Source organism: Aeromonas sp. Marseille-Q5825, from assembly GCF_946892685.1.
In the GTDB taxonomy this organism is placed as follows: Bacteria; Pseudomonadota; Gammaproteobacteria; order Enterobacterales; family Aeromonadaceae; genus Aeromonas; species Aeromonas rivipollensis.
This window is the reverse complement of record NZ_CAMPOU010000001.1, coordinates 88,222-110,846: the sequence shown is the minus strand read 5'-3', so window position 1 is coordinate 110,846 and position 22,625 is coordinate 88,222. Positions and strand designations below refer to the sequence as shown.

Genomic DNA, 22,625 nt, shown 5'->3' with positions numbered 1-22,625 from the left:
CACCCATGTGGTTCTGGTTGATTGAAGAAGTCGAGTCGGTCCGCCGGTTTCTGGGATTGGGGGGCGACGTGCTGGTCGCCCTGTTCTTCCTGACCCTGATGATGTGGGCCCTGCTGCTGGAGCGCTGGTTCTACTTCATGGCGGTCTACCCCCAGCAGGTGAAGCAGACCAAGGCGACCTGGATGGCACGCAGCGATCACCTCTCCTGGTCTGCCAAACAGATCCGGCGCGAGCTGGTCTCCCGGGTCGCCATGGCGGTGGACAAGGGGATGCCGGTCATCAAGGTGCTGATCGCCCTCTGTCCGCTAATGGGGCTGCTCGGCACCGTAGTGGGCATGGTGCAGGTGTTTGACACCCTGGCCATCACGGGCACGGGTTCGCCGCGGGCCATGGCCTCGGGGATCTCCAAGGCGACGGTACCGACCATGGCGGGCATGATTGCCGCCCTTTCCGGCCTGTTTTTTGTCAACCAGCTCGATCACAAGGCCAAGTTGGCGGTGCAGAAGCTAGAAGACAACCTGAAACACGGCTGATGCAGGATGCACTCCCCCGGCCGGGCACTGCCCGCCGGGGCACAGAACAAGCAAGGAGTTTTTGCCATGAGAAAACGTCACAGCGACAGCGGTGCCGATGAGGCGGCCATCGATCTGACCCCCATGCTGGACATAGTGTTCATCATGCTGATCTTCTTCATCGTCACCACCTCGTTCGTCAAGGAGTCCGGCGTGGAGATCAACCGCCCGAGCGCCAGCACGGCCGAGACGGTGAAGAAGGGGAACATCATGGTCGCGGTCCGCGAGAACGGCCAGGTCTGGGTCGACAAACGGGTCGTCGAGGTGGGCGCCGTGCGTGCCAACATCGAGCGGCTGCGGGCGGAGAACCCGGAGAGCGCCGTGGTGATCCAGGCCGATACCGAGTCCCGTTCCGGGCTGGTGGTCCAGGTCATGGATCAGATCCGCATGGCCGGTGTCCAGAACATCTCCATCGCGGCGAGCAAGAGCAGCTGATGCCGGAGCGAGCACCATGAGATACCTGATAGCGATAGCTGTCTCCTGTGTGGTGGTGTTCTTCCTGTTTCTGGGAATGAACAAGCTGATCACACCGGATCACCGGGAGCTGACGGAGAGAGAAGACGTCACCATGACCGACTTCATTCGCCTCAAGCCCCAGGAGACACTGCAAGAGAAACAACGGGAACTGCCCAAGCCGCCGCCCCCGAACCGCCCGCCTCCCCCACCCGAGATGGAGGTGGCGAGCACCGACAGGCCAAAGATGGACAGTGCCCCCATGGACATGCCCAAGCTCGACATCCCGGTCAACATCGGCGGCGGCAACGCCCTGGGTGCCTACAGCACGGGGGGCGGTGGCGGCGGCATGGGCGGCAACAACGGCGCCATGCCCATGGCGACCTTCGAGCCCATGATGCCCCGCAAGGCGGCGCTGGCCGGCCTCGCCTCCGGCAAGGTGCTGGTGGAGTTCACCGTGACCGAGCGCGGCACCGTCAGCAACATCCGGATCGTCAAGGAAGAGCCCCGCAGCTACGACCTCGGCAAGGAGGCACGCAAGACCATAGCCAAGTGGACCTTCAAGCCGGCCATGGTGGACGGCAAGCCCCAGGCCAGTCGCATGCAGCAAGAGATCGAGTTCGCGGTCAACTAAGGAAGGTGGCGATGAAAAAGTTACATACCCTGATCCTCGCCCCGGTGGCCATGGCGGTGCTGCTCAGCACCGCCAGCTGGGCCGCCGAGCAGCCCGCCCTGTCTGACCGCGCCTACCGCGCGGTCAACAAGGCCCAGGCGTTGATCACCGAGAAAAAATACGGCGAGGCCAATGCCAAGCTGCAGGATGCGCTCTCGGGCGCAGGCGATCGGGTCTACGACAAGGGGGTCATCTTGCAGACCCTGGGCTTCGTGGCCGCCCAGCAGGAGAAGTACGGTCAGGCGACCAAATACTTCGCCGACGCCATCGCCACCGGCGGCCTGCCGCAGCCGGTGGCCCAGCAGGTGCGCTACAACCTGGCCCAGCTCTATATGGCGGAAGGCAACTTCAAGGCCTCCATCAGCACCATGAATGAGTGGTTCGCGAACCTTGGAAAAGATGAGAAGCCGACCCCCCACGCCTACATCACCCTGGCCAACGCCCATGTGCAGCTCAAGCAGTACCGGGAGGCCATACCGGCGGTGGATCAGGCGATCAGGCTCTCCGCAGGCAAGGCGCCGGAGTCCTGGTACCTGCTGAAGATGGCGGCCCACTACGAGCTGAAACAGTACAAGCCGGCCACCGAGGTGCTGACCGCCCTGGTGGACAGATACCCGGAGAAGAAGAAGTACTGGACCCAGCTCTCCGCCATGCACATGCAGGCGGGCAACGATGCCAAGGCGCTGGCGGCGCTCGAGTCGGCCTACAACCTCGGCATGCTGACCGAGGCGGCCGAGTTGCAGCGGCTCGCCAACTACCTCGCCTTCGCCGGCATTCCCCATCGCGCCGCCCGCGTGATGGAGAAGGCGATGAAGGAGGGAGTGATTGAGCAGAGCGCCGCCAACTACAAGACCCTCGCCAACTACTGGCATCAGGCCAAGGAGCTGGACCCGGCCATCGACACCCTGGCCAAGTCCTATCAGCTGGCCCCCAGTGCCGAGCTGCAGCTGAAGATGGCGCGCATGATGATCCAGAGCAAGCGATACAAGGATCTGGTGGCCCTGGCCGCCAAGCCCGCCGCCAATGCCAGCGGCGAGCAGCGCGCCGATCTGAAGTTCCTGACCGGGGTCGCCTACTTCGAGCAGCAGAAACCCAAGGAGGCACTCAGCGCCTTCACCCAGGCCGCCCAGAATGGCAACGTCAGTGGCCGCGCCTCCCCCTGGATCAGCTTTCTGAAGGAGCAACAGGGCGGCGCCGTCACTCAATAAACCGGCACGTCATGGGCAAGCATCCGCCCATGGCGACTGCCCATCCACAAGGGGGTCAGCCCCGCAGCTTGCCTGGTGGCAATTGGCCGCTCTTCGGAGCGGTCTTTTTTATGGGCAGCTCCCCGCGTGGTCACGACATTCCTTCCTTATATAAGGCGCAAAAAAATCCGGAGCCTGGGCTCCGGATTGGGTCATTGCGTTGACGCGGGGTTAACCCCCCAACCAATTATCAGTAGTTGCATACCAGCTTCCAGCTGCCATCGCCCGCCTTGGGTTCGCTGCTGGTCCACCAGTTGGCCTGCCAGACTACCTTGCCGTTGGTCATGCGATCGTTGCCATTGGCGTGATCCCCGCGCGGCCAGCTCGGGTAGGCCGGATAGGCCGCCGGATCCACGCTCTGGCTGGTGCAGCTGGTGCCACCGCTGCCGCCATCACCCCCACTGCTGCCCCCCAGCACCGCCTCGGCCAGGGCCGGGAAGTCGGACTTCAGGCCTATGGTCTGGCTGCCGGCAATCAGCCGCATGCCGCTCGGCACGCCGGCGGCCGGCAGGTAGTAGGTCATGGCCACTTCCACCTCGGTGCCCGGCGCCCAGGCCTTCCAGCCAGGCAACGTCAGGGCCACCTTGTGGAAGTCCTTCTCGCCCGCGATGCCGTCGGAGTTCTGGTTGCCGCCGCTCTCCACTACTTTCAGCCCCATGCCGCTCTGATCCGTGATGGTGTCAGAGGTGGAAGTGGGCATCAGGAACTCGATGCGGGTGCCGCCCGGTATGGTCTGGGTCGACTTGTTGGTGAGCTTGAGGGTCGGGTTGATCGGGTAGTTGGAATCCCCCTCCTTGAAGCCCGAGAGGCTCACGCCTATGTCGAGCTGAGCGGCCGGGGCCGGCAGATCGTTCTGCTTCAGGCTGGCCTTGCTCGCCTTGCTGAACTTGTCGTAAGCCAGGCTGGTGAGGGTGCTGCCCATGACATACTCATTCTTGGCAGCGTCGAAGTCGTAGTCCCCCGCCATCTCCCAGAACATGACGCCACCCAGGCCCCGATTGACTATGTAGTCGAGCTTGTGACCCATGGACTCTTCATCTTCGGTGGAGAGGAACACCTTCTTCTCTTCGTTCCAGAGCCAGGGCGCATGGGCCTTGTCATCGTAGTAACGCACGTACTGGCCTTGCATCACGTGGGCCGGGTTGTTGGGATCCAGACCCCAGGCCTGGCCGTAGCTCGGCAGTGTGGTGATGCCGAGGCTGGCCGCGTGCTCCAGGTTCTTGGCGTGCCACATGGGCACGGCGCCACCGCCTATCTCCTTGCCGTTCTTGTCGAGATCATGCCAGATGTTGTCGATGCCGACCGCCCCATTGCCGCAGGGAACTGTGCTGCCCCCCGTGCCCGGCTGACAGGCGCTCTGGCTCGGCAGCGCCGCCTTGCCCCCCAGGCCGTGGGTACCACCTGTCACCCCTTGCCAACCACGGGTGTAGTAAGGCACCCCTATGTTGATCTTGCCCGCCGCCAGGGCACCACGGAAGTAGTGGGCCGCCCAGGCGGAGTTCAGGTAGCCGATGGCACCGAACTGGGCCTGGTTGTAGACACCCCACTGGGCCAGCTCGGGATCCGCCTTGTTGTCGAACAGGGCGGCATTGTGGCCGACGAAGTGGTTCCAGGCGCCGTGGAAGTCGTAGGTCATCAGGTTGACGTAATCCAGATACTGGGTGACCTGGAAGTTCTCCATGCCGCGCAGCAGGTAGGCCGAGGCCGGCGAGGCTATGGTCAGCATGTACTTGCGACCGTCCTCGGTGCCGGCGCTGTCGAGCCGCTCGCGCAGTGTCTTCATCAGCACTTCGTAGTTCGCAAACAGCTTGGCCCGGCACTGGTTGGAGAGCGGGAAGTCGTTGGGGTTGCCCGCATCCTTCATGGAGGTGGGGTACTCGTAATCCACATCCACGCCGTCGAAGCCGTACTGGCGGATGAAGCTCACCGCCGAGTTGGCAAAGGCGTTGATGCCGGCGGTGTTGACCGAGCAGTCGCCCTTGGTGGTGGCGGTGTAGAAGCCGCGGGTATCGGCCCAGCCACCCACGGAGATCAGGGTCTTCACGTCCGGATACTGCTTCTTGTATTTCGACAGCAGGTTGAAGTGACCCTGATAGGCGAATTCGGGATCCATTTCGGCGCCCGGCACCCCGTCCCAGGTCAGCTTGGTGGCGGCGTCATCCACCTTGATGAGGTGGCTCTGCTCGTCCACCGCCGCGAAGGCGTAGTTGATGTGGGTGATCTTGTCCCAGGGGATGTCGCCCACCAGGTAGGAGGGCAGCCCGTTCTTGCCGGTCCGCCAGGAGGTGAAGTAACCGATGACGCGGCGGCCATGGTCATCCCCCATACACTCGCTGCCGTCGGCGCGATAGATCTGGCGCACGTCGCAGGAGAGATTGCCACCTGTGGGGGGCAGCGCCGCCTCTTCCACCTGGACATCGACCTGGGCCGACTCGCCGGAGAGGTTCTCCTTGTCGGTCGCCACCAGCTTGAGACCGGCCAGCCCCTTGCTCTGGGGTGTCCAGCTCAGCTGCCAGGGGGCGCTGTTGTCCTCGCCCACCTTCTTGCCATCGACGAACAGCTCGACCCTGGCGACGTCGTCATTGGCGTCGGTTACATTGCCGGTCACTGTGAGGGCGCGACCCAGGGCCACCTTGGCCCCGGCGGCGGGGCTGGCGATGCTCGCCCTGGGCGCTTCTGGCGCCACCACGGCGGCGACCTTGAAGCTGGAATCCGCCTCACTCAGCACCTTGCCGTCTTTATCCAGCGCCCGGGCCTTGAGGGCGTGATTACCCACGCCGGCGGCAGACCAGCTGGCACTCCAGGGAGAGGCCGTGGCCGTGGCGACCAGGGTGCCGTCGATCAGGTACTCCACTTTGGCCAGCGCCGTGACCGGGCCGCTCAGGGTCACCGCCAGGACCAGGCTGGCCCCTTCGCTGACGCTGCTGCCCACGGCGGGGGAGCCGATGGCAACGATCAGGGCCGGTGGCGGCACCTCACCGCCATAGAGCTTCCAGGCATCGGCCCAGACGGTGCCGACCCCGGGGGCATAGTGGTAGGGGGAAGCCCCGCACCAGCCGGAATAAGGGAATTCTTTGCATTCGTAGAGGGCGCCTGCGTTGCTGACGACATCGCCGGCCTTGTAGGCGGTGCCAGCCTGATAGGCGGGATAGGCGGCGTGCGCCCAGGCGGGCATGGCCGCAAGGGCAACCAGCATGGCGAGCCTGCTGGGCCTGAGGGTCTGTTGCATCTTGTTATCATCCTTGTTTTGTCTTGGCTTCAACACCGGGAAAAGCGCAATCGCAACAGGGGATCAGGGAACGACAACAGGCCTTGGACGGGGCCACATACCCTCATGTCACCCCGGGGTAACCCCGCTGTCTGGCCCGCTTGGGACAGATCGGAGGCTTTGCGTCCCGGCATCACTGCCGGTTTGCCCTTAACCTGGGTTCCGTGAGGAACGGATCGAGTATAGGAAGCAAGTGGCGGCCGCTCAATCTTTATTCTCTAAGGAAAATATGTGAATGCCGGCCAGCTCACATTCCCCCTCCATCGGCCAACTAACCATTAAGTCATTAATATCAATCTGTTAGCCACGTCAAAAAAACGGGCTCAGCCTCTTTTGTCTCCCCATAATGTGCGCTGCCTCACTGGTCAGAGCTGCCAGAAATGTGACAATGCGCGCCCTTGGCCAGAGCGCCAAGGCTATGGAAACACTGGCAAAAAAATAAAAAAGGAATACCCATGAAAGGAAGACCTACCCTGCTGTCCCTGGCCGTGGGGCTCGCCCTCGCGTCCCCGTCTCTCCATGCCGCCGGCTTCAGTTGCCCGGCCGACAGCGCCCTCACCCCCATCCCCGCCATCCAGGGCAGCGGCGACAAGAGCCCGCTCGTCCCGGACCATCAGTTCGAAAGCCCCCGAAGCATCTCGGTCAAGGCGGTAGTCAGCGCCCTCGGCGAGAGCCTGAGCAAGGGCTTCTACCTGCAGGATCTGCAAGGGGACGGCAATCCCCAGAGCTCGGACGGCATCTTCGTCTACCTGAGCGACAAGCAATTTGCGACCAAGTACCCGGACATCCAGCCGGGTGCCCTGATCTGCCTGGAGGCCAAGGTCGAGGAGTATCATGGCCACACCCAGCTCAAGCCCCTGTTTGACGGCAGCGCCCCGCGTCTGGCGGTGCTGGCCCAGGGCGACGCCCCGGCCGCCACGGCGCTGCGGGTGCTGGAGGGGGAAACCCTGGCCCGGGCACTGGAGCGTCACGAGGGGATGCGGGTGCGGCTCGATGGGGAGAGCGCCCTCAAGGTAAGCCGCAACTTCAGCTACGACTACGCCGCCAAGCGCAACAACCTGGTGCTCGCCCACGGTGCCCCGCTGATGAAGCCGACCCAGCTCCATGTGGCTGGCAGTCAGGAGGCAAACACCCTGGCCGAGGCCAATGCGGGCAACCGCGTCTTCCTCGAGTCGGACTTCAAGGCCGCCAACGGCAAGCTGCCCTGGCTGCCGGCCTGGGAGCCGGAGCAGGGTTACCTGCGCATCGGCGATGCCCCGGTCAACCTGGAGGCCATGGTGGGCTACAGCTATGACGAGTACCGGCTGATAGTGCCCAAGGATCAGCGCATCACGGCGGGGGATCTGCTGCGCACCGACGAGAACGACCGCCAGGGCGCCCCGGCCCGCGCCAATGGCACCGACCTGCGCATCGGCAGTTTCAACGTGCTCAACTACTTCACCAGCCACTCCAGCGTGGGGGGCGCCCTCAACGTGCTCTGTGCGGATCAGGCGGATGCGGACGGCGCCAAGGGCTGCAACCGCGGCGCCAAGAGCCTGGAGGAGTTCCAGCTGCAGCGCACCAAGATAGTCAACGCCATCACAGAGATGGACGCAGACCTCCTTGGCCTGATGGAGATGGAGAACAACGGCTTCGACGAGCACGCCGCCCTGCACGATCTGGTGCAAAGCCTCAACGCCCAGCAGAAAGAGGCGAGCAAGCAGTACGCCTTCGTCAGCCTGCCCAAGGCCCTGCTCAGCGAGGAGCGCTTCTTTGGCGGCGACGCCATCATGGTGGCCATGATCTATCGCCCCGCCCTGCTCACCCCAAGCGGGGATGCCGAGGTCATTCGTCTGCCCCAGCAGCGCTACACCACGGGCGGCGTCGCCAGGAGCGCAGGCCAGCGGGACTCCCTGGTGCAGCGCTTCGGGGTGGCGGGCAGCGACGAGCCCCTGACTCTGGTGGTCAACCACCTGAAATCCAAGGGATCCGGCTGCTATGAGAACGGGGATGGCAAGAGCGAGCCTGCGGATCTGCAGGGCAAGTGCACCGAGTTCAGGGTCAGTGCCGCCAAGGTGCTGGGTGAGGCGGTGAGCAAGATGCCGGGTCAGGTGCTGCTGGTGGGGGACTTCAACTCCTACGCCAAGGAGGACCCGATCCGGGTGCTCACCGACTACGATCCGGCCACGGCGGAACGCCAGATCCGCTCCGCCTCCCACACCTTTATCGGCGAGCAGCCCTATGAGCAGATGGGCCGCGCGGTGGAGAAGAACTACGGGCTGATCGACGTGAACCTCAAGTTCAATCAGGAGAAGGCTATCTCCTACAGCTACGAGGCCGAGCTCGGCACCCTGGATTACGCCCTCGCCAACCCGGCGCTGGCGAGCAAGGTGGTGGCGGTAGCCGACTGGCACATCAACTCCTTCGAGAGCAACCTGTTCGAATATGGCAGCGCCTTCACCGGCGATCTCATCAAGTCGGACAACCCCTTCAGCGCCTCCGACCACGACCCCATCATCGTCGACCTCAAGCTCAACGAGCAGAGCAAGGGCGGTGGCGGCGCCATGGGGGCCCTGTTGCTGGCGCTGTTACCCCTGGCCTGGCGTCGTCGACACATCTCATAATCCGCGCTGAGTAACGCAAAAAGCCCGCGACAGTCGCGGGCTTTCTCATTCTGGCCATTTGATTTGTAAATACTGGGGCGGTGATCATGAAAAAAACAAATGCCTGAACAAACAAAAAGGCCACCGCGTAACGGTGGCCTTTTGCTTCTTGTAACAAGAATTTGGTGGAGCTACGCGGGATCGAACCGCGGACCTCTTGCATGCCATGCAAGCGCTCTCCCAGCTGAGCTATAACCCCAAATTTTACTCTTTGAACAACCGGTTCTGGCGGCCGGCTGCCTTACTGCTAAATAGTGGTGGAGCTACGCGGGATCGAACCGCGGACCTCTTGCATGCCATGCAAGCGCTCTCCCAGCTGAGCTATAACCCCAAATTCTTTCTTCATTAGACAACGGGTTCTGGCGGCCGGTTGCCCTAACTCTGGTATTCAAATATCAAATAGTGGTGGAGCTACGCGGGATCGAACCGCGGACCTCTTGCATGCCATGCAAGCGCTCTCCCAGCTGAGCTATAACCCCACAAAGGTCGGCCTGGGTGATACACACCGCACTGCCCTGGGTAATGCACTTCTACAATCGGGAACCTGGTGGAGCTACGCGGGATCGAACCGCGGACCTCTTGCATGCCATGCAAGCGCTCTCCCAGCTGAGCTATAACCCCTTGGATTCCAGATTGTTCGAGGAGAATTTGGTGGAGCTACGCGGGATCGAACCGCGGACCTCTTGCATGCCATGCAAGCGCTCTCCCAGCTGAGCTATAACCCCAACTCACCTCGGCGCTACCAAAGTTATCTCTGGCAACGGAGGCGCATGATAGGCATCACCCGCTTTGCTGTCAACCCAAAATTTTCGCCGGTTGGAGCGTTTAGTCAAAATTCAGGCAGTTAGCTGTTTTTACCGCCAACAGCGTCGCTATGTCGCTGTTTTACGTCGCAAATCCGCTTGAGGCCAAAATGCAAAGGGCCCCCGTCAGGGAGCCCTTTGTTGTCAGCGACTGGCGCTTATTCGGCGGCCATGCGCGCTTCGATATAGTCCAGCGCGCGGTCGATGCGAGCGAGCACACGCTCCTTGCCCACCAGCGCCATTACGGCGTCGGCGATGCCAGGGGAGATTGGCCCAGACCGGTATTACTCGGCTGCCATGCGCGCTTCGATATACGCCAAGGCGCGATCGATGCGAGCGAGCACCCGCTCCTTGCCCACCAGCGCCATCACGGCGTCTATGGCCGGGGACTGACCCAGACCGGTAACCGCGACGCGCAGCGGCATGCCGACCTTGCCCATGCCCTGACCCAGCTCGGCGGCAGTGGCTTCAATCAGCTCGTGCAGCGCTTCGGTGGTCCAGGTCTCCAGCGCCGCCAGCTTGGCCTTGGCCAGAGTCAGAGGCTCGGCAGCGACGCCGCGCAGGTGCTTCTTGGCAGCGGCTTCGTCGATGGCCTCGTACTCTTCGAACAGATAGCGGCTCTGAGCAGCCATCTCGACCAGGGTGTTGCAGCGCTCGGCCAGCAGGGTGACAACCGCAGGCAACGCCGGGCCCTTGCTGGTGTCGATGTTCTGGGCGGCCATGTGCCATTCCAGGTGCTTGGCGACATAGGTCGGATCCAGGCTGCGCATGTAGTGGTTGTTCAGCCACAACAGCTTGTCGGTGTTGAAGGCGGAGGCAGACTTGGAGATGGCATCCAGGCTGAACAGCTTGATCATCTCGTCCAGGGTGAAGATCTCCTGATCGCCGTGGGACCAGCCCAGACGCACCAGATAGTTCAGCAGGGCTTCCGGCAGGTAGCCGTCGTCGCGGTACTGCATCACGGAGACAGCGCCGTGGCGCTTGGAGAGCTTGGCGCCGTCGTCGCCCAGGATCATGGAGACGTGGGCAAACTCCGGCACAGGCGCGTTCAGTGCCTTGTAGATGTTGATCTGGCGCGGGGTGTTGTTGATGTGGTCTTCACCACGCACCACGTGGGTGATCTCCATGTCCCAGTCATCGACCACCACGCAGAAGTTGTAGGTGGGCGCGCCGTCGGTGCGGCGAATGATGAGATCGTCGAGCTCAGTGTTGGCGAACTCGATGCGGCCGCGGACGTGGTCATCGAACACCACAGAGCCTTCGGTGGGGTTGCGGAAGCGGATCACGTGGGGCGCATCGGCCGGGTGATCGTGGGCGGCATCCCGGCACTTGCCGTCATAGCGGGGCTTCTCGCCGCTCGCCATCTGACCTTCGCGCAGCGCCTCCAGGCGCTCCTTGGAGCAGAAGCACTTGTAGGCGCGGCCATCGGCCAGCATCTCGTCGATGATGCCGTTGTAGCGATCGAAGCGCTTGGTCTGGTAGTAGGGGCCCTCATCCCAGTTCAGCTCCAGCCATTCCATGCCCTCAATGATGGCGTCGATCGCCTCCTGAGTGGAACGTTCCAGATCGGTATCCTCGATACGCAGCACGAACTCGCCGCCCTGGCTCTTTGCGAACAACCAGGAATAGAGTGCGGTACGGGCACCGCCGACATGCAAAAAGCCGGTCGGGCTGGGAGCAAAACGGGTTTTGACTTTCATCTTTAAGCCTTGTGTAGAGGGCCTTGGGCCAATGCGTTAGAAAAAACCGTCGCATTTTAGCACTCAGAATCACGGATGGGAAAACCATGCAATAGCCGGGGCCTAAACAGGTCTTGATTCGGCCGGGGCGCCGTTCTTTGAGAGGGATCGCAAAACCTCCCCTCATTTTCAGCTTTGCTGATCAACATTGCTGGAGGAATCTCCCGCCATGCCGATAATTCATACAACTTTCTACTCACAAGGAACACGAGATGCAGTTTCGCTCTATCCAGAATCGCATCCTGGTACTGGCGGGGGTCGCCATGACCACGGCCCTGGTCATCCTGATCCTGCTCAACCAATACTCGAGCAAGCAGACCCAGCAACTGACCATCAGTTCCAGTCGCGCGGCCCTGCAGCAGGAGGCATGGCAGAAGGTGAGTGCCAACGCCCGCGCCGAGGCCGCCACCATCACCCAGTTGCTGCAAAAGGGGCTCTCCTATACCCAGCAGATGGCCAGCGTCTTCGCCCTGCAGCAGGAGGGCAAGCTGCCGCTGGATCGCCAGCAGGCCACCGACCTGCTCAAGGCGCAGCTCGGCCTGGAGCCGCAACTCTATGGCGCCTTCGCGGGCTTCGAGCCGAACGGCTTCGATGGCCAGGACAGCGCCTCCGCAGGCCAGAGCGCCCTTGGCAGCGATGACAAGGGGCGCTTCGTCCCCTACTTCTATCGCGACAAGGAGAACATTGGCTCGGATCTGCTGCTCTCCATCGAGAAGAGCGACGCGGACGAATTCGGCAATCCGGCCAACGACTACTACGCCTGCCCGAAACGGGAAGGACGTTCCTGCCTCATCGATCCCTTCAAGGTGGACATCAACGGCCAGCAGGTGCTGGTGAGCACCATCACCACCCCCATACTGGTGGGTGGCCAGTTCAAGGGCGTCGCGGCCCTGGATCTGGCGGTGGACTCCATCAGCCGCCAGGCCCAGTCCCTCAACAGCAACATCTATGACGGCAAGGGAGAGACACTTATCGTCAGCGCCGCCGGCGTCATCACCGGCACCAGTGGCGACGCCAGCCTGCTCGGCAGCCGTGCCGACAAGCTGCTGGGAGACGGCTGGCAGCAATACCTCAAACCCGAGCTGCAACGCCAGGAGCTCGACGAGGCGTTTCGCATCTCTGTGCCCATCATGGTGCCGGGCATGGCCCGCAACTGGGCCATCATAGTCACCCTGCCCTACCAGGTGGTGCTGGCGGGCGCCGACGAGCTGGAGAGCCAGCTCACCGAGATGAACCGGGCCGCCATGACCCAGCAGCTCATAGGTGCCCTCATCGTACTGGTGCTGGCGCTGGCCACCATGCTGGCGATAGCACGCAGCATCACGGGCCCCATCCGCCAGATGGTCAGCCTGGTGGATGACATCGCCGATGGCGAGGGGGATCTCACCAAGCGCCTGAACACTCGTGCCCAGGACGAGCTGGGGGCACTGGCCCGCGGCATCAATCGCTTCATCGATAAGTTGCAGGTGCTGCTCGGGGACGTGCAGAAAACCGCGAGCGAGGTCCATCGCCACGCAGGGGATACCGACCGCATCGCCGGCCAGACCGACACCAACTTGCAGCATCACCAGGCGGAGATGGAGCAGATGCTGACTGCGGTGCAGGAGATGTCCTATGTCAGCCAGGAGGTGGCGACCCACGCCAACAACACCGCCGACTCGGCCAAGCAGGCCCAGGGCGCGGCGGATCAGGGCAAGGTGCGCTTCCAGCAGGTGATCCAGTCCATGCACAAGGTGGCGGCCGAGGCGGGCAAGGGGGCCGAGGTGGTCGAGGGGCTGGCCCACGACAGCGAGCAGATCACCAGCATACTCACCGTCATTCAGGGCATCGCCGATCAGACCAACCTGCTGGCGCTGAATGCCGCCATCGAGGCGGCCCGGGCCGGCGAACAGGGGCGCGGCTTTGCGGTGGTGGCCGACGAGGTGCGCAAGCTGGCGGGCAACACTCAGCAGGCGGTGCAGAATACCCAGGAGCTGATCGAGAAGATCCGCCACAGCTCGGCCAATGCGGTCAACGCCATCCAGCAGAGCCAGCAGCTGACCCATCAGGCGGTGGGCGAGGCCGATCTGGCGGAGGCGGCGCTGGACAGCATCTTCCAGGCCATCGCCACCATCAACGACATGACCTATCAGATAGCCTCCGCCGCCGAGGAGCAGAGCTCGGTTTCCGAGACTGTCTCAGGCAACCTGTCAAAAACCAACGCACTGGCCAACGACATCGCCCAGGATGCCACCAATACGGCGAAAGCCAGCCAGGCCTTGCGCCAGGCGGCCGAGCGTTTGCAGCAGTTGCTGGGGCAATTTCGTCTCAGCTGATAATTTTCATGCTCAGGGCTCTCCCCCTCGGGGGCGAGTCCGTTTACCATAGGCACTATATTTGCCTGATGGCAGGCAATGTAGTGAGAGGTAAATGCCGTGCCCACCCCGGACCGTCGCCCACGTGGCCATAACAGACGAGCCCAGCAGCGTCGCCAAGACGAATCACAAGGAACCCTGCTCCATCGTATCAATGCCGCAACCCTGCCCCTGCGCCAACGTCTTGGCCAGGGATTGGGCGGCCTTGGTCAGCGTAACAAGGAGCCGAAGGCGGCTTCATTCAAGCTGGCGAGCCCGCTGCCGCGCAAGCACACCATAGGCCTGCTGGTGCTGGTGCCTCTCTGGCTGTTGCTGCTGGCCTGGGAACCCGCCCCCGCCGCCCCCAAGGCGGCGCCTTCCGGTTCGCTCGCCGTGCCGCTGGCCGTTCCGACCCAGGCGCTGACCGTGGGCAACGGGGCCGCAAGCAGTGCGCCGGCCGCGGCCAAACCGGTCGAGGAGAAAGTCGATGGCACCTGGCTGCAGCACGAGGTGCAGGCTGGCGAGACCCTCTACTCCATCTGGCGCAAGTTTGAACTGCCCGGGGCCGAGCTGAGCCGCCTGATCGCCATAGAGGGGCCGGACAGGCCGCTGACCCGACTGCAATCGGGCAAGTCGGTGTTCATCCTGGTGGACACAAGCCGCCGCATCCAGCGGGTCGAGATCCGCTCCTTCGGTCAGGCAAACTACCGCTACGACCGACAGGGCGAAGGGTTCGCCCTCAAGGAGTGATGAAACGGGAGGCCATGGCTTCCCGTTTTTTTGACCAGAAGCATGAAACAAGCCGCTGACTTCCCAATACTTTTAGCTCGCTCAAAAAATGAAAAGTGCCAAATTGACAAGGGATCGGGCTCCAGTACAATCGGTTGTGCTTTAGACAGGGATTGTACTGCATGCCACTGGAACACATCGACGTAGTCAGTCATGGGTAGGCCCCTGCATTCTAGGCAAATGCTGCCCAACAAGGCGTTAGTTTCATTTTGTTATAGATAGGACTTACCACATGTCTGACATTCGCACCGGCCAAGTAAAATGGTTCAACGAAACCAAGGGTTTTGGCTTCATCGAGCAATCCCAGGGACCGGACGTTTTCGTTCACTTCTCCTCCATCCAGAGCACAGGTTTCAAGACCCTGGCTGAAGGTCAAAAAGTCCAGTTCACCGTGACCCAGGGCAAGAAAGGCCCGCAGGCTGAGAACGTGACTCTGCTCTAAGCCGCATCCGTGAACTCGCAGGAGGAGCCAAGGCCCCTCCTATTTTTTTGTCTGCCATTCCCCGCCCCGTATCAGGCGAGCTCTTCGCCGCCCTGACCTGCCTCTCCCCTCTCCCAAGCCGCCTACGCTCAGCTGCCGCCGCCATAGTCCATGGACCGAGGGCAATGACGGGAAACCGGCACAGGTGCTGACAAGCGGATATGGCAAAGCATCGCGGCGCGATACGGAATCTATTCGAATGGGGATAAGAAAAAGAATGAACGACTAGGACTACGAAGAGAGATTGGAGCGGGAAACGAGACTCGAACTCGCGACCCCAGCCTTGGCAAGGCGCGGATCATGCTCTGCCAACTGGATGTGGCGATGAGTGTATTGAAATATTGGATTCGTGAACTTCGAGGAGAGATTGGAGCGGGAAACGAGACTCGAACTCGCGACCCCGACCTTGGCAAGGTCGTGCTCTACCAACTGAGCTATTCCCGCAACAGGATGTCTTCTGCAAGTGATTGGAGCGGGAAACGAGACTCGAACTCGCGACCCCGACCTTGGCAAGGTCGTGCTCTACCAACTGAGCTATTCCCGCATCGGAATAATCATCTGCAGTAGCTTTCTAATACGTATTGGAGCGGGAAACGAGACTCGAACTCGCGACCCCGACCTTGGCAAGGTCGTGCTCTACCAACTGAGCTATTCCCGCAACAGGATGTCTTCTGCAAGTGATTTGGAGCGGGAAACGAGACTCGAACTCGCGACCCCGACCTTGGCAAGGTCGTGCTCTACCAACTGAGCTATTCCCGCATCGGAATAATCATCTGCAGTAGCTTACTAATACGTATTGGAGCGGGAAACGAGACTCGAACTCGCGACCCCGACCTTGGCAAGGTCGTGCTCTACCAACTGAGCTATTCCCGCAACATAGATTGTCTTGAGGCTGACTGATGATTGGAGCGGGAAACGAGACTCGAACTCGCGACCCCGACCTTGGCAAGGTCGTGCTCTACCAACTGAGCTATTCCCGCATCGGGCTGGATTGAACCAGTGTCATCATCAGATTTTGGAGCGGGAAACGAGACTCGAACTCGCGACCCCGACCTTGGCAAGGTCGTGCTCTACCAACTGAGCTATTCCCGCAACTGCCTTAAAACGGCCGTACAGCATTTGGTTGCTTGCGCTACTGTACGGGAGCCGAATTATAAGAGCAGTCATTCCAATTGCAAGGGCTTTTTTGTCACTGTGCAGCCGTTCGCTCAAAAGCTGGCCGAACTGCCGATTTTAGCAACCGAGCGACGGCAACCCCTTGCCGGGGACTCAGATTTTGAAGACGTGGCTGCGGTAGAACTGCAGTTCGGCGATGGACTCGCGGATGTCGTCCAGCGCCTGATGGGAACCGCTCTTGGTGAACTGATCCAGCAGCTCCGGCTGCCAGCGACGTACCAGCTCCTTGATGGTGCTGACGTCGACGTTGCGGTAGTGGAAGAAGGCTTCCAGCTCACCCATGTGTTTGACCATGAAACGGCGATCCTGGCCTATGCTGTTGCCGCACAGGGGGCTGGTGCGCTCTGGCACCCACTGGCGAATGAAGTCGAGGGTCTCGGCCACGGCGCGGGCTTCGTCGTGCTCGCTCGCCTTGACCCGGGCCACCAGGCCGCTCTTGGTGTGGGTGTTGACGTTCCAGTCGTCCATCTTGGCCAGCTCTTCATCGCTCTGGTGAATGGCGATGACGGGCCCTTGTGCCAGCACGTTCAGATCCTTGTCGGTGATGATGGTGGCAATCTCCAGAACCACGTTCTCTTCGGGGTCGAGACCCGTCATCTCCATGTCGATCCATACCAGGTTCTGCGCGCTGACTGTCATGATTGCTCTCTCTATTGGGAGGAATGGCGGAATTTTGCCAATTTGCATGTATCATACTGGCTTTGGATCTGTTCATAAACTGGCGAATCGAGTGGCAAAGAAAGCAAAACTCAATCTGGGTCAACAGAGGCGCGTTCAGGCCAACCGCGAGCGGCGGCTGCAAAAAGATCACACCACTGTGGTGGATGACACCCTGTTCGGCCCGGCCATCGAAGGGGTGGTGATCAGCCGCTTCGGCCAGCACGCGGACGTGGAAGCCGTCGACGGCACCATACACCGCAGCAACCTGCGTCGCAGCAGCATCAACAGCCTGGTGTGCGGTGACAAGGTGGTCTGGCGTCCCGGCCTCAATGCCGCGATCGCCGGGGTCATCGAGGCGGTGCATCCCCGTCACTCCGTGCTGACTAGGCCCGACTTCTACGACGGGGTCAAACCCATCGCCGCCAATATCGACCAGATAGTCATCGTCTCGGCAGTGATGCCCGAGTTCTCCACCAACATAGTCGACCGCTATCTGGTGGCCGCCGAGGATGTGGAAATAGCCCCCCTCATAGTGCTGAACAAGGTCGACATGCTGGACGAGGCGGCCCGCATCCGGGTCGAGGGCCAGCTCGCCGCCTACCGCAAGCTCGGCTACCCGGTGATCCTGGTGAGCTGCGAGAGCGGCGAGGGGCTCGACCAGCTCAAGGCCGCCCTGACCGACAAGATCAGCATCTTCGTCGGCCAATCCGGGGTGGGCAAGTCGTCCCTGACCAACGCCCTGATGCCGGGGCTAGGCGTGCTCACCGGCGAGATCTCCGAAAACTCGGGGCTGGGCACCCATACCACCACCACGGCGCGGCTCTATCACTTCCCGAGCGGCGGCGATCTCATCGACTCCCCCGGGATCCGCGAGTTCGCCCTCTGGCACCTGGAAGCCGATCGCATCACCTGGTGTTTCGTGGAGTTTCGCGACTACCTCGGCAGTTGCAAGTTCCGCGACTGCACCCACAAGGACGATCCCGGCTGCGCCCTGCGGGCGGCGGTCAGCAGTGGCGCCATCAGCCCTGACCGCTTCCACAATTATCACCGCATCCTGGAAACCATGCAGGAAGCCCGCCACGGTCGGCAACAAGCCCGGCTGTGACCCAATCAACCTCCCTCTTTTTAGAAAGAGCAGATGAAGATCATGAGCATCACTGACAACCTGAAAATTGCCGGTCAATACTGCCTGCCCAAACACGCCCTCTCCCGCCTGGTCGGCAAGCTTGCCGCCGCCGAGGCTGGCACCCTCACCACCCGGGTGATCGAGGCCTTTATCAAGCAGTACGGCGTCGACATGAGCGAAGCACTGCACGAAGATCCGGCCCACTACGCGAGCTTCAACGCCTTCTTCACCCGCGAGCTCAAGCCGGGGATCCGCCCGCTGGTCGAGGATGCCATGACCCTGGCCCTGCCGGTGGACGGCACCGTCAGCCAGCTCGGCCCCATCCATCAGGGCCGCATCATCCAGGCCAAGGGCCACGACTACAGCGCCCGCGAGCTGCTGGGCGGCTTCGAGGACCTGGTTGCGCCGTTCAAGGATGGGGACTTTGCCACCATCTATCTGGCGCCCAAGGATTACCATCGCATCCACATGCCCCTGGACGGCGTGCTGGAGAGCATGGTGTTCGTGCCGGGGGATCTCTTCTCCGTCAACCCGCTCACCGCCGAAAACGTACCCAACCTGTTCGCCCGCAACGAGCGGGTGGTCGCCACCTTCCGCACCCCCCACGGCCCCATGGCGCTGGTGCTGGTTGGCGCTACCATAGTCGCCAGCATCGAAACCATCTGGGCGGGCAACATAGCGCCGACCAAGCAGAAGGAAGTGGTGCGCTGGGATTACACCGGCGACCAGGCCATCACCTTGCAAAAAGGCGCCGAGATGGGTCTGTTCAAGCTCGGCAGCACAGTCGTCTGCCTGTTTGGCCCCGGCATGCTGGCAGGTTTCGAACCCCATCTGGCCAACGGCGTCACCACCCGCATGGGTCAGCCCTTTGCCAAGCTGGCGGATCAGGCATGAGTGACCAGTCCAAGCCAGGCGCCTCGCAGAAAAACAACCCGCTGCACGGACTGACCTTGGAGGCGATTGTCACCGCCCTGGTCGAGCACTACGGCTGGGAAGCCCTGGGGCAGCAGATCAACATCCGCTGCTTCACCGATGATCCCAGCGTCAAGTCGAGCCTGAAGTTCCTGCGCAAGACCCCCTGGGCGCGAGAGAAGGTAGAGAGTCTCTATCTCTATGTTCAGCGCAAACAGGCCAAACAGAAGGAAGACCCCAGTGGCGTTTAAGATTACCTACACCTACAAGAAGCAGGCCAAAGAGATAGGCTACGCCAACGACAAGTTCAACAGCATCTATGACGCCATTGCCGCGGCCGAGGGGCTGGATCTCTCCAGCTTCCACGCCATGGAGGCCCAGCTGGCCCAGGTGTGCCGCCGCGACAAGAAGAGCGTGAAGGACTACAGGGAGAACTACTTCAAGGAGCTGGGCTTCTCCAACGTCGTCATCGAACGGGACACTCTCGAAGACAAGCAGGAGTAAGCATGCGAACCCTGACTCTGATGGCCGCCTCCCTGCTGCTGGCGGCCTGCAGCACCCAGCCTCCCCAGCTGGTCGGCAACGATCAGGATGCCCACGGCTGCCGGGCCAGCGCCGGTTACCAGTGGTCCCCCCTGCTCGGCCAGTGCGTACGCCTGTTCGAGCAGGCGGTGCGTCTGCAATCCCTGGAAGCCACCGAGACCGGCAGCGCCTTCGTGCTGTTCAACGCAGATCAGAGCAAGGCCGAGCTGACCCTGCCAAGCGGCGAGCTGATCCCTCTCGACCGCCAGGGCGAGGAAGGGAACTGGTCCTGGCAGGGAGGAGCCTACCAGCTCTTCCCCTGGAAGGGTTATGTGCTCAAGTCCGGCGAGCGGGCGCTGTTTCACGGTGACAGCGCACTCTAACGGCAACCGCCGCCAGTACGACAAAACCCTCGGCTCAGCCGGGGGTTTTATTTTTGGCCCAGAGCCGGTTCGGGCTCTAGGCGCTCGCGACCCAAAACAAAAACCCCGTTGCAGGCAACGGGGTTTTCATGCTTCCGGCAGGGCAGGATCAGTTGCCCAGGGTGGCGAACAGACTCTGCTCCAGGCTGCCGCGGGAGACGCAGACCGGCGTGATGGAGGGAGCCAGCACGCGCTCGCCGGAGGACTCGACGAAGTAGAGCTGGGTGTTGCCCTTGACGTTGACGGTCGCCACGCTGTTGTTGCCGCTCTGGGTGATGATCAGGTTGATCTGCAGATTGGGGTTGCCCAGTGCGACCTTGGAACCCATGGTGCCGCAATCCAGCCACTCCAGCCCCTCGGCCGCGTTTTCGACGTTGGCGGTCATCAGACCTGAGCCACGCTGGCTGTTTTCGATGTTCAGGCCGTGATCGCCAAACCACTTCTCGGCGCGGGCCCACACCAGATCCACCGGAATTGCCATCTCCTGGGTGTTATTGGTCGCCTTGGCAACCGGCGGGGTATAGCGGTACTGCTCGCCACCATTGTTGTCACTGGCACAACCCACCATCAACAGGGCCAGGGCGCCCCCCATTATCTTCTTCATGCTGCTTCTCTCGTCCATAAGGCCATAGGCCAACCGGCGGCTATTATGGCGATCACGACACAGACTGTCAGCAGGGATCCACATAAATGGCGGATTCTTAACCCACGCTTTACAAAACTGGCCTGTTATCATAGATTTGCTCGAAGTCTCCTCCGTGAGTGCTCACGTGAATTCTTCGCTCTCCCTGGCGCTGCTGCAGCAGATCATCGACCAGTTACCCATGAATATCTTCTGCCGGGATACGGCCGGACGGTACCTGTTTGCCAACAAGGCTTTCGCCCGGGAGGCCGGGCTGTCACAGCCGGGCGATCTCATCGGCAAGACGGACGCCGAAATGCCCTGGGGCGATCTGTTCCGCGAGGAAGACGGGCGCCTGCTGGCCGAAGGCAAACCCCTGCTGCACCAGCAATTGCACTGCCACGGCGGCGCCGGCGCCGGCGCCAACTGGATGGAGATCCACAAGGTGCCACTCTATGACGAGCAGGGTGACCCCCTCGCCCTCTTCGCCATGGTCAGCGCCATCGACCAGCGCAAGGAGCTGGAGCAGACCTTCCGCCAGCAGCAGCTGCTGCAACGCCGCCTGCTGGATGCCATCCCGGATCTCATTCGCCTCGAAGATCACCAGGGCGTGCTCATCGACTGCAATCAGGCCTTCCTCGACTTCATGGGACTGTCGGCAAGCGACGCCCTGGGTCGGCGAGTACCGCCCCGCCTGCCCGTCGAACAGACCCTGGGACAGGGGGAGTATTGCGTGGTGGATGCCCAGGGCAAGGGCCGTCACCTGGAGGTCACCCGGGTCGAGGTGCCGGACGACGAGGGCAACTCCCTCGGCATTCTCACCCTGAGCCGTGACATCACTGGGCTGCGCACCACCCAGGCCCAGTTGCAACAGGAACAGCACTACGACAGCCTCACCGGCCTGCTCAAGCTCTCCCACTTCCTGCAGACCAGCCGCCACCTCGGCGCCCGCAAGGCCAGCCTGCTGCTGGTGGATCTGCAACATTTTCGCGAGATCAACGATCGCTTCGGCATCCGGGTCGCCGATCGCCTGCTCAGCCAGGTGGCGCGCCGCCTGCAACGGCTGGCGCCACCCCAGTCCCTGCTCTGCCGGGTCGCCGCCGATGACTTCGCCCTGCTGCTGCCCGAGCTCCCCCTCTCCCTGGATGAGTGGAGCCGCAACCTGCAACAGGAGCTGATGGCCCCCTACCAGGTCGAGGAGCACAGGATCCAGATCCCGGTGTTCCTCGGCATAGCCCACGGCAAGGCCAAGGAGGCCGAGCGCCTGCTGAGCCACGCTGAAGCCGCGCTGGCCCAGGGCAAGCGCCAGCAGCAGCACTGCACCCTGTTCGACCCCGAGCTCGACGCCAAGCTCAAGCGCCGTCAGCTCATCGCCGCCCAGCTGCCGCTGGCCATCAAGTCGGCCGAGCTGACCGCCGTCTACCAGCCCATCATCTGCACCCACAGCAACCGGCTGCACGGGGCCGAGCTGCTCTGCCGCTGGCCTCATCCAGAGTTCGGCATGATCTCCCCCGACGAGTTCATTCCGCTGGCGGAAGAGCTGGGCCTCATCGGCCAGCTCGGCCAGCTGATGCTGGAGCTGGGTTGTGCCCAGCTGGCCCGCTGGCAGGTGGCGGCCCCGGACCTGGTGCTCTCCATCAACCTGTCACCGCTGCAGTTCCGCGATCCCGAACTCTGCCCGCAGATCTTCGACTGCATCGAGCGCCACGGGCTGGCCCCCTGGCAGCTGGAACTGGAGATCACCGAAGGGGTGCTGATGGAGAATGCCGACGAGATAGAGAGCAACCTCGCCTGCCTCATCGAGGCGGGCTTCCAGCTCGCCATCGACGACTTCGGCACAGGTTACTGCTCCCTCGCCTACCTGCCCAGGCTGCAGGTGGCCACCCTCAAGCTCGACAGAAGCTTCACCCAGGGGCTGGCCAGCAACCAGGCCACCACCGCCATAGTGCGCTCCGTCATCGGGCTCGGCCATGAACTCGGCATCAGGATCACCGCCGAAGGGGTGGAAACCGTGGAGCAGCAGGCCTGGCTGGCACAGGCGGGCTGCGATCGCCTGCAGGGTTACCTGTTCAGCCGCCCCCTGCCCCCCGCCGAGTTTGCCCGCAACTACCAGTTGCCCGACTGACTCGCGCACAGCAAAAAGGCCACCGAGGTGGCCTTTTTATTATCTGTCGAGGGCATGGGC

General features: G+C 62.3%; 18 protein-coding genes, 12 tRNA genes and 1 riboswitch. Of the genes, 14 read left to right on the top strand and 16 right to left on the bottom strand.

The window, feature by feature from the left end:
* Nucleotides 1–5: 5 nt before the first annotated feature.
* The 4 genes from OC537_RS00540 (at nucleotide 6) to OC537_RS00525 (ending at nucleotide 2,906) form a co-directional block, all read left to right on the top strand.
* The gene (locus tag OC537_RS00540) at nucleotides 6–533 is read left to right on the top strand and encodes a MotA/TolQ/ExbB proton channel family protein (RefSeq protein ID WP_106887699.1); all 528 of its coding nucleotides are present in this window, start codon (nucleotides 6–8) and stop codon (nucleotides 531–533) included.
* Nucleotides 534–599: 66 nt separating this feature from the next.
* On the top strand, nucleotides 600–1,007 hold the full coding sequence (locus OC537_RS00535; RefSeq protein ID WP_005327075.1) for an ExbD/TolR family protein: 408 nt from the start codon (nucleotides 600–602) through the stop codon (nucleotides 1,005–1,007).
* 16 nt (nucleotides 1,008–1,023) lie between these two features.
* A complete protein-coding gene (locus OC537_RS00530; protein ID WP_106887700.1) occupies nucleotides 1,024–1,659 on the top strand; it encodes an energy transducer TonB in 636 nt (211 codons plus the stop codon).
* 11 nt (nucleotides 1,660–1,670) lie between these two features.
* On the top strand, nucleotides 1,671–2,906 hold the full coding sequence (locus OC537_RS00525) for a tetratricopeptide repeat protein (RefSeq protein ID WP_234677162.1): 1,236 nt from the start codon (nucleotides 1,671–1,673) through the stop codon (nucleotides 2,904–2,906).
* Between the two features lie 229 nt (nucleotides 2,907–3,135).
* On the opposite strand, the gene OC537_RS00520 is transcribed toward OC537_RS00525, so the two are convergent.
* Nucleotides 3,136–6,174, bottom strand: coding sequence for a glycosyl hydrolase family 18 protein (locus tag OC537_RS00520; RefSeq protein WP_410050450.1), 3,039 nt, complete (start codon nucleotides 6,172–6,174; stop codon nucleotides 3,136–3,138).
* Between the two features lie 114 nt (nucleotides 6,175–6,288).
* A riboswitch (cyclic di-GMP riboswitch) is annotated at nucleotides 6,289–6,372 on the bottom strand.
* A 296-nt stretch (nucleotides 6,373–6,668) separates the two neighbouring features.
* Here OC537_RS00520 and OC537_RS00515 point away from each other — a divergent pair.
* A complete protein-coding gene (locus OC537_RS00515) occupies nucleotides 6,669–8,816 on the top strand; it encodes an ExeM/NucH family extracellular endonuclease (RefSeq protein WP_262108399.1) in 2,148 nt (715 codons plus the stop codon).
* Nucleotides 8,817–8,978: 162 nt separating this feature from the next.
* Here OC537_RS00515 and OC537_RS00510 read toward each other — a convergent pair.
* The 6 genes from OC537_RS00510 to gltX form a co-directional block, all read right to left on the bottom strand.
* Nucleotides 8,979–9,054: transfer RNA gene (locus tag OC537_RS00510), tRNA-Ala, on the bottom strand.
* A gap of 56 nt (nucleotides 9,055–9,110) precedes the next feature.
* Nucleotides 9,111–9,186, bottom strand: a tRNA-Ala gene (locus tag OC537_RS00505).
* A 72-nt stretch (nucleotides 9,187–9,258) separates the two neighbouring features.
* Nucleotides 9,259–9,334, bottom strand: a tRNA-Ala gene (locus tag OC537_RS00500).
* A 66-nt stretch (nucleotides 9,335–9,400) separates the two neighbouring features.
* Nucleotides 9,401–9,476, bottom strand: a tRNA-Ala gene (locus OC537_RS00495).
* A 28-nt stretch (nucleotides 9,477–9,504) separates the two neighbouring features.
* Nucleotides 9,505–9,580: transfer RNA gene (locus OC537_RS00490), tRNA-Ala, on the bottom strand.
* Between the two features lie 362 nt (nucleotides 9,581–9,942).
* Complete coding sequence (gene gltX, locus OC537_RS00485; protein WP_262108397.1) at nucleotides 9,943–11,358, bottom strand: glutamate--tRNA ligase; 1,416 nt, start codon at nucleotides 11,356–11,358, stop codon at nucleotides 9,943–9,945.
* 251 nt (nucleotides 11,359–11,609) lie between these two features.
* Between gltX and OC537_RS00480 the strand changes: the two genes are divergently transcribed.
* The 3 genes from OC537_RS00480 to OC537_RS00470 all read left to right on the top strand — a co-directional run bounded on the left by OC537_RS00480 (nucleotide 11,610) and on the right by OC537_RS00470 (nucleotide 14,961).
* Entirely contained in the window at nucleotides 11,610–13,712 is a 2,103-nt protein-coding gene (locus tag OC537_RS00480; RefSeq protein ID WP_262108395.1) for a methyl-accepting chemotaxis protein, read from the top strand.
* A 99-nt stretch (nucleotides 13,713–13,811) separates the two neighbouring features.
* Nucleotides 13,812–14,480 (top strand): LysM-like peptidoglycan-binding domain-containing protein, encoded by a 669-nt coding sequence (locus OC537_RS00475; RefSeq protein ID WP_262108393.1) that lies wholly within the window; start codon nucleotides 13,812–13,814, stop codon nucleotides 14,478–14,480.
* Between the two features lie 271 nt (nucleotides 14,481–14,751).
* On the top strand, nucleotides 14,752–14,961 hold the full coding sequence (locus tag OC537_RS00470; RefSeq protein ID WP_005327092.1) for a cold-shock protein: 210 nt from the start codon (nucleotides 14,752–14,754) through the stop codon (nucleotides 14,959–14,961).
* 407 nt (nucleotides 14,962–15,368) lie between these two features.
* On the opposite strand, the gene OC537_RS00465 is transcribed toward OC537_RS00470, so the two are convergent.
* From OC537_RS00465 to orn, 8 genes are all read right to left on the bottom strand, one after another.
* A tRNA-Gly gene (locus tag OC537_RS00465) sits at nucleotides 15,369–15,444 on the bottom strand.
* Nucleotides 15,445–15,468: 24 nt separating this feature from the next.
* Nucleotides 15,469–15,544: transfer RNA gene (locus tag OC537_RS00460), tRNA-Gly, on the bottom strand.
* 38 nt (nucleotides 15,545–15,582) lie between these two features.
* Nucleotides 15,583–15,658: transfer RNA gene (locus tag OC537_RS00455), tRNA-Gly, on the bottom strand.
* Nucleotides 15,659–15,683: 25 nt separating this feature from the next.
* Nucleotides 15,684–15,759 (bottom strand) — tRNA-Gly (locus OC537_RS00450).
* A gap of 38 nt (nucleotides 15,760–15,797) precedes the next feature.
* A tRNA-Gly gene (locus tag OC537_RS00445) sits at nucleotides 15,798–15,873 on the bottom strand.
* Between the two features lie 31 nt (nucleotides 15,874–15,904).
* Nucleotides 15,905–15,980, bottom strand: a tRNA-Gly gene (locus tag OC537_RS00440).
* A gap of 36 nt (nucleotides 15,981–16,016) precedes the next feature.
* Nucleotides 16,017–16,092, bottom strand: a tRNA-Gly gene (locus OC537_RS00435).
* A 177-nt stretch (nucleotides 16,093–16,269) separates the two neighbouring features.
* A complete protein-coding gene (gene orn / locus OC537_RS00430) occupies nucleotides 16,270–16,815 on the bottom strand; it encodes an oligoribonuclease (RefSeq protein WP_111912002.1) in 546 nt (181 codons plus the stop codon).
* Between the two features lie 91 nt (nucleotides 16,816–16,906).
* Between orn and rsgA the strand changes: the two genes are divergently transcribed.
* Genes rsgA through OC537_RS00405 form a run of 5 tightly spaced genes read left to right on the top strand, consistent with a single transcriptional unit; the run spans nucleotide 16,907 to nucleotide 19,779 of the window.
* Entirely contained in the window at nucleotides 16,907–17,941 is a 1,035-nt protein-coding gene (gene rsgA, locus OC537_RS00425) for a small ribosomal subunit biogenesis GTPase RsgA (protein ID WP_262108389.1), read from the top strand.
* Between the two features lie 42 nt (nucleotides 17,942–17,983).
* Nucleotides 17,984–18,856: an archaetidylserine decarboxylase gene (gene asd / locus OC537_RS00420; protein WP_262110533.1), complete on the top strand. Its 873-nt coding sequence runs from the start codon at nucleotides 17,984–17,986 to the stop codon at nucleotides 18,854–18,856.
* Nucleotides 18,853–19,125: a VF530 family protein gene (locus tag OC537_RS00415; RefSeq protein WP_262108387.1), complete on the top strand. Its 273-nt coding sequence runs from the start codon at nucleotides 18,853–18,855 to the stop codon at nucleotides 19,123–19,125. The genes asd and OC537_RS00415 overlap by 4 nt, the downstream gene beginning before the upstream one ends.
* On the top strand, nucleotides 19,115–19,378 hold the full coding sequence (locus OC537_RS00410) for a DUF2960 domain-containing protein (protein ID WP_025325938.1): 264 nt from the start codon (nucleotides 19,115–19,117) through the stop codon (nucleotides 19,376–19,378). Before OC537_RS00415 ends, OC537_RS00410 begins: the two co-directional genes overlap by 11 nt.
* Nucleotides 19,379–19,380: 2 nt before the next feature.
* Nucleotides 19,381–19,779, top strand: coding sequence for a hypothetical protein (locus OC537_RS00405; protein WP_168234467.1), 399 nt, complete (start codon nucleotides 19,381–19,383; stop codon nucleotides 19,777–19,779).
* Nucleotides 19,780–19,927: 148 nt separating this feature from the next.
* Here the strand turns inward: OC537_RS00405 and OC537_RS00400 are convergent, their stop codons facing one another.
* Nucleotides 19,928–20,422, bottom strand: coding sequence for a hypothetical protein (locus OC537_RS00400; protein WP_106887711.1), 495 nt, complete (start codon nucleotides 20,420–20,422; stop codon nucleotides 19,928–19,930).
* A 166-nt stretch (nucleotides 20,423–20,588) separates the two neighbouring features.
* Here OC537_RS00400 and OC537_RS00395 point away from each other — a divergent pair, with 166 nt between their 5' ends.
* Complete coding sequence (locus OC537_RS00395) at nucleotides 20,589–22,565, top strand: putative bifunctional diguanylate cyclase/phosphodiesterase (protein WP_262108376.1); 1,977 nt, start codon at nucleotides 20,589–20,591, stop codon at nucleotides 22,563–22,565.
* Nucleotides 22,566–22,625: the final 60 nt, after the last annotated feature.